Raw genomic sequence first — 6,419 nt, 5'->3', positions numbered from 1 at the left:
AGGCAATAGGCAATAGGCAATAGGCAATAGGCAATAGGAACCCACCCCTAACCCCTCCCAGGAGGGGAAGGCAATAGGCAATAGGCAATAGGCAATAGGCAATAGGAACCCACCCCTAACCCCCTTTCAAGGGTATGTTTTTAAGATTCATCCAGGGGCAGGAGAAAAATCGGGAATAAATCTACCTGTAGGTAAAGGCATGCCCTTAATCGCAGATGCCAAAATTCTTAAAAATCCTCGTCTGAAACAACTTAAATAACGAGTAGGTTGATTGAGTACACAACTAGTCTGTTGGACAGTGGCTGTTGAGGGTGAAAGATCTAATTCACTAAAATTCTGGCCATGGTTGTCACACAGACTGCTAGCAGATAAATCACCATCAGTTTCTCCTCCAACACTAACCAACCACAATGTGGCGGTGGCAATGGCTAACCATAATCTTTCAGCCCGTTGAGGATCACTCATTTTGGTGTGATGCCAGCCCAAACCACCACGCTTAATATCTTTGAATAAACATTCAATCCAACTACGCATACTGTACCAACAGATTTGAGCTTGTTGTGGAGATAGATCTGTCAAGATTAACCAAGGGTCAGCATAGCCCGATTCCCAGTTAGCCAGAAGAGTACAATCAAGACTATGAGTCGCAAAACAGGTGACTCGACCACTCCAGTGCTGACCAACCTGAGTAATTAATGAAGACATTGGGACAAAAGTATTATGGTGTGAGGCTCGATAATATCCTTGATGATTAATTCGCATCAAAGGATGCCAACCCTTTTTCCTGATGGCCTCGTAGAGCCACTTGGCATACAACCCTCTATCTGTAGCAACAATCACAAACCAATCATCAGGAATGCCATCTTCGATGTGTGAGAACAATTGACACCAGTAAGGTTTCCAACTACCTTTTTCTGTGGCTTTGATAATTTTCCAGGCGACAGGAATGCCACAGCCACGATAGACTACACTAATCACCAACAATGTAAAGCGCTGTCCCAAGGTGGAAGCATCTGCAGCTAGCACCAGGCTTTTTTCATCCTTCGACCACCAACTCAACAACCAAGTTAATAACGGTTTAAAACTTTGAGTTACTTCTATTTCCTGTCGGAACCTACCATACTTATTATTGGCTTCTCGATACCATTGTCGCAATTGTTCTCTGACATTTCCTTCTGGCTTATTGAATAATTGTGCTAGAAACACTGTTACCGTCGATAATCCACAACTGTGAGTTATGGCGATTGCAAAGCTCCACATCGCTAATCCTATGGCCTGAGATTTACTCAAGTGGGGCATTTTTTTGATGACCACTCTTAACCATTCCTGATAAGCTTGAGGACTTTTCTTCATCAGTTTTACAATATCGTGTTTGGTTTTACTCTTGATTGATTTTCTGGGCAGCGAATACCTTCCATATTAAAATCATACCCTTGTAAGCCCCTAACCCCTCCCAGGAGGGGAAGGCAATAGGCAATAGGCAATAGGCAATAGGCAATAGGCAATAGAGAAGAGAGAACAGGGAAATTTTTGTTATACCTAATTAAACCGAAAAAACTATAGTCTTTAGTAAGAAAGGGAATAGTATATTAGATATTATTAACATAATCAGTTATCAAAAAAATTTGCTTTCTTCTTGTAAGTAATCTCCCTCTTTATTGCCTGTTCCCTGTTCCCTGTTCCCTGTTCCCTGTTCCCTATTATCTACTAATTATAAGTGTTCAACCGAAAATGATATTAGATTATGAAACAATTATGGAATCGGCAGCCGATTGAGATTAGGTACACAATATTGGCTGCTATTTTAGTAGTAGTTATAGTAAGTTTCTTTTATTTTGTAAAATTTGAAGGAAATATTACTGGCTTTTTCAGAATTGGGTCACTATTCCCTATTTCTCCTTATCTCAATAGTGATCAAGTATTGATTTATCAGGGAGAGCAGGGATATGATGGTCAACAGTTTCTGAGTATTGCCCTCGATCCATGGTTAGAAAACTCAGGGACAATAGAAGCCATTACTCCTCCGCAATATCGCTACAGAAGAATTCTGTATCCACTGCTAGGTTATCTATTAGGTTTTGGGAATCCCCAGCTAATTCCCTACGCAATGGTTGGGATTAACTGTCTAGCTATTATTCTCATAGTATTTGTCAGTAGTTTATATTTCAAACGATATAGTGGTAGAACTTGGCAATCACTCCTGGTTCTTTGTATACCAGGAGTTTGGATGGTTTTATCCCTTTCAACAGCTGATTTAATCAGTAGCTTGCTGCTGGTAACAGCTATCTATTTTTATCGCAATGAAAAACCGATTTACACAGCAATAACCATTGCAGCTGCTTGTCTGACACGGGAGACAATGCTATTAATGTGGTTGGCAATTTTATTAACCAGTATATGGGAACGCAAAGGTCGGCAGCTGCAACATCTATTATGGGCTTGGATACCAGTAGCTGGCTGGGCTATCTATGTTTTCTATCGTCTAGAAGCTCAAGAGAATCTAGAAGGTAGTGAAAATTTTGGCTACCCCCTATTTGGCATAGGTCAAAAGCTGATTAATAGTCTCACAGGAGGACTAGGGGGAAAAAACCTGTTTGAAGCTTATTCATTTGCGTTATTAATAGCAGCTTTTGTAGTTACTATACTGCTAGCCAGTCAATCCCGACGAGAAAACAAAGTTATCCTAATCAGTGCCATTATTTATGCTGTGCTATTTTCAATGACTAGCATGACTATCTTAGGGTATTATTTAGATTATTCTCGTGTATACCTAGATATCTATTTCTTACTATTACTCAGTAGCAGTTACTCACAACGCTATTTAAGCTATTTAAAAAATATCGTCATGGCTGGTGCCAGCTTGGCAAGCATCACCTATTTACTTGCCCATTCATGAAAAACCGGAAAGGTAAAATGAAGATTCGGTAAAATTTAATAAAACTCTAACAAAAGTAAAAAAAATGCATAGATAGCGTCTTTGATAGCGCTATCCTTATAGTTAAGGGGTAACCTAATTTGGTGGGTCTGAGTGAAATCAGGCGCATTTTTAATGAGGTTTTTTATACCCACAGATTTTATTAATAACTATTACAAAAATTGTTTTTTTTCAGAAAAAGGGCAATTTTAACTTGATTAATTATTAAAGGCTGAAAATCACACCAGTTTTCAGATACAGCCTCAGATACTACCCAGGTGTGCATTATATCACAACTGAGAATTTATTAATTACGGAGAAAACATTGATGGTTTCTAATGATAACTTTGCAGACCGGATATTCTTAAAGCGTACATCAGTTAGTACCACAGGCACTAACGTGGGTTTCACTGGGGAGCCAGGTGAGCCGAATCATGCAGAATTTAGCAGCCCGTTAAATTCTGCTTGGTGGTCTTGGACAGCTCCCGCTGATGGTATCGTGACCATTGACACTTTTGGGAGTAACTACGACACTACCCTCGCAGTCTACACCGGTTCAGCAGTTAACAGCTTAACAGAGATTGCCAGTAATGATGACACCTTTGGTTTGCAAAGTGAAGTTGTATTTACTGTTAGCGCTGGTACAACCTACCAAATTGCTGTTGATGGCTTTTCCTTCAACACAGGCTTGATTGATCTCAACATTAACTTAGATATTGACGACAATCTTATTTTAGGAACATCAGGCAATGATAGCCTGTTCGGCAGTGTCGAAAACGATCAGATTGAGGGTTTGGCTGGCAATGACACTATTTTTGGTAGTGAGGGAATTAATACCCTTCTCGGCGGTGATGGTAATGACGTGATCTACGGTGGTTCACAGCTGGATGTGATTAGCGGTGGTAGCGGTAACGATACCATCTTTGCCAGTGAGGGTAATAATGAAATCTTTGCTGGTACTGGTGATGACCTGATCTATTCTGGCGCTGGCGATGATTTGATTAATAGTGGCAGCGGTAACGATACCATCTTCGCCAGTGAAGGTAATAATGAAATCTTTGCTGGTGCTGGTGATGACCTGATCTACGGTGGTTCACAGCTAGATGTGATTAATGCTGGTAGCGGTAATGATACCATCTTCGCCAGTGAAGGTAATAATGAAATCTTTGCTGGTGCTGGTAATGACCTGATTTACGGTGGTTCACAGCTGGATGTTATTAATGCTGGTAGCGGTAATGATACCATCTTCGCCAGTGAGGGTAATAATGAAATCTTTGCTGGTGCTGGTGATGACCTGATCTATTCTGGCTCTGGCAATGATTTCATTAATAGTGGCAGTGGTAACGACACTCTGTGGCTAGGGGGTGGTGAGGATCTAATTATCCTCGAAAGCGGCAATGGCTTTGATACTATCAATAACTTCCAGCTTGGTCTAACTATCTTTGATGCGGGCGATAGTAGTCAGCTGAGCATCATTGATGGTGCTAATGGTGCGGAAATTTCGAGCGGCGGAGACCTCCTGGCTGTGGTGAGTTGGACTCAAGCTAGCACACTCATAGACAATCTCGATCAGGTGTTTGTCTAGGGTTTTTCTGCAAGCCTCCGGTAGAGCAAAGCTTGCCAGAGCATAAAATCATGATTTGATGAGCATAGTGCGTCTGAGTTAACTCAGGCGCATTTTTGATCAGGGTTAGTCTGCCCAGGACTTTTGTTAAGGAATATTACAAAAAACTGCCCTTTTGTAGAAAAAGAGCAGATTCAGTTTGATTAACCATTAGAGGCTGAAAAACACAGCAGTTTTTAGATACAGCCTCAGACACCACCTCAGATGTAACTTCAGATACAACCGAGGTGTGGGTTAAATAACAACTGACGATTCCTAATTAAGGAGGAAACATCAATGAATTCTATCAATAATATCACAGGAACAGCAGATGATGATAACCTGTTTGGCACTGTCGGAAACGATCGGATTCGGGGTTTTGCTGGCAATGACAAGATCTTTGGTAGTGAGGGAGTTAATTCCCTTTTCGGCGGTAGTGGCAATGACGAAATCTTTGGTGGTTCACAGCGGGATTTCATTACCGGTGGTAGCGGTAACGATACCATCAGAGGAGCTGAGGGAGTTAATTCCCTTTACGGCGGTAGTGGTGATGACCTGATCGAGGGTGGTTCACAGCGGGATTTCATTAGCGGTGGTAGCGGTAATGATACCCTCAGAGGCAGTGAAGGTAATAATACAATCTTTGGTGGTTCTGGTGATGACATCATCTTTTCTGGTTCTGGCAATGATTTCATTAATAGTGGCAGTGGTTTCGACACCCTGCAGCTAGGAGGTGGTGAGGATCGAATTGTCCTCGAAACCGGCAATGGCTTTGATACTGTCAACAACTTCCAGCTTGGTCAAACTACCTTTGATGTTGCAAAATCTAGTCACATTGTCATCGAAGATGGTGCTAATGGTGCTAAAATCTTTGGCGACGGAGACCTCCTCGCTGTGGTGAGTTCGACTCAAGCTAGCACTCTCAACCACAATTTCGATGACGTGTTTGTCTAAAGTTTTTCTGCAAGCCTCCGGTAGAGCAAAGCTTACCGGAGCATAAAATCATTTTTTTATGAGCATAGTGCGTCTGAGTGAATTCAGGCGCATTTTTGATCAGGGTTGCTCTCTCCAGGCCTTTTGTTAAGAAATATTACAAGAGTCTGGCCTTTTGTAGAAAAAGGGAACATTTAGTTTGATTAACCATTAGAGGCTGAAAAACACAGCAGTTTTTAGATACACCCTCAGACACCACCTCAGATGTAACTTCAGATACAACCGAGGTTTGGGCTACATCAAAGCTAACGATTAATTAATTACGGAGCAAACATCAATGGAATCTTTCAATATTATCACGGGAACAGAAGGCAATGATACCCTGTCAGGCACTGGCGCAAACGATCAGATTGATGGTTTGGCTGGCGATGACATGATCTTTGGTCGTGAGGGAATGAATATCCTTTTCGGGCGTGAGGGTAATGACCGGCTTGAGGGTGGTTCACAGTCGGATACGATTATCGGTGGTACTGGTAACGATACCATCTTTGGCAGTGAAGGTGATAATGCAGTCATTGGTATGTCTGGTGATGACGTGCTCTATTCTGGCTCTGGGGATGATTACATTAATAGTGGCAGTGGTAACGACACCATTTGGCTAGGAGGTGGTAAGGATCTAATTATCCTCGTAAACAGTGATGGTTTTGATACTATTAATAACTTCCAGCTTGGTCAAACTACCTTACATGTTGGCGATACTAGTCAGATCAGCATTGTTGATGGTGCTAAGGGTGCTGAAATCTCCCGCAACGGAGAGCTTCTGGGTGTGGTGAGTTGGACTCAAGCTAGCACTCTGATCAACAATCTCGATCAAGTGTTTGTCTAGGGTTTTTCTGCAAGCCTGCGGTGGAGCAAAGCTTGCCGGAGCATAGTGCGTCTGAGTTAACTCAGGCGCATTTTTGATCAGGG

5 protein-coding genes are annotated in these 6,419 nt (G+C 41.9%); 4 read left to right on the top strand and 1 reads right to left on the bottom strand.

Features of this window, described 5'->3' with window-relative positions:
• Positions 1-147: 147 nt before the first annotated feature.
• The gene (locus AC4II3_RS30530; protein ID WP_488029114.1) at positions 148-1,353 is read right to left on the bottom strand and encodes a transposase; all 1,206 of its coding nucleotides are present in this window, start codon (positions 1,351-1,353) and stop codon (positions 148-150) included.
• 391 nt (positions 1,354-1,744) lie between these two features.
• On the opposite strand from AC4II3_RS30530, the gene AC4II3_RS30525 reads away from it, so the two are divergent.
• From AC4II3_RS30525 to AC4II3_RS30510, 4 genes are all read left to right on the top strand, one after another.
• A complete protein-coding gene (locus tag AC4II3_RS30525) occupies positions 1,745-2,896 on the top strand; it encodes an AZOBR_p60025 family cell surface glycopolymer formation protein (RefSeq protein WP_488029113.1) in 1,152 nt (383 codons plus the stop codon).
• Positions 2,897-3,242: 346 nt separating this feature from the next.
• A complete protein-coding gene (locus AC4II3_RS30520) occupies positions 3,243-4,499 on the top strand; it encodes a calcium-binding protein (protein WP_488029112.1) in 1,257 nt (418 codons plus the stop codon).
• Between the two features lie 315 nt (positions 4,500-4,814).
• Positions 4,815-5,471 carry a calcium-binding protein gene (locus tag AC4II3_RS30515; RefSeq protein ID WP_488029111.1) on the top strand — a complete coding sequence of 219 codons (657 nt, stop codon included), beginning with the start codon at positions 4,815-4,817 and terminating at the stop codon, positions 5,469-5,471.
• A 316-nt stretch (positions 5,472-5,787) separates the two neighbouring features.
• Positions 5,788-6,336 (top strand): calcium-binding protein, encoded by a 549-nt coding sequence (locus AC4II3_RS30510; RefSeq protein WP_488029110.1) that lies wholly within the window; start codon positions 5,788-5,790, stop codon positions 6,334-6,336.
• Positions 6,337-6,419: the final 83 nt, after the last annotated feature.

The organism is Moorena sp., from assembly GCF_982860115.1.
This window is presented reverse-complemented; position numbering and strand designations above follow the sequence as displayed.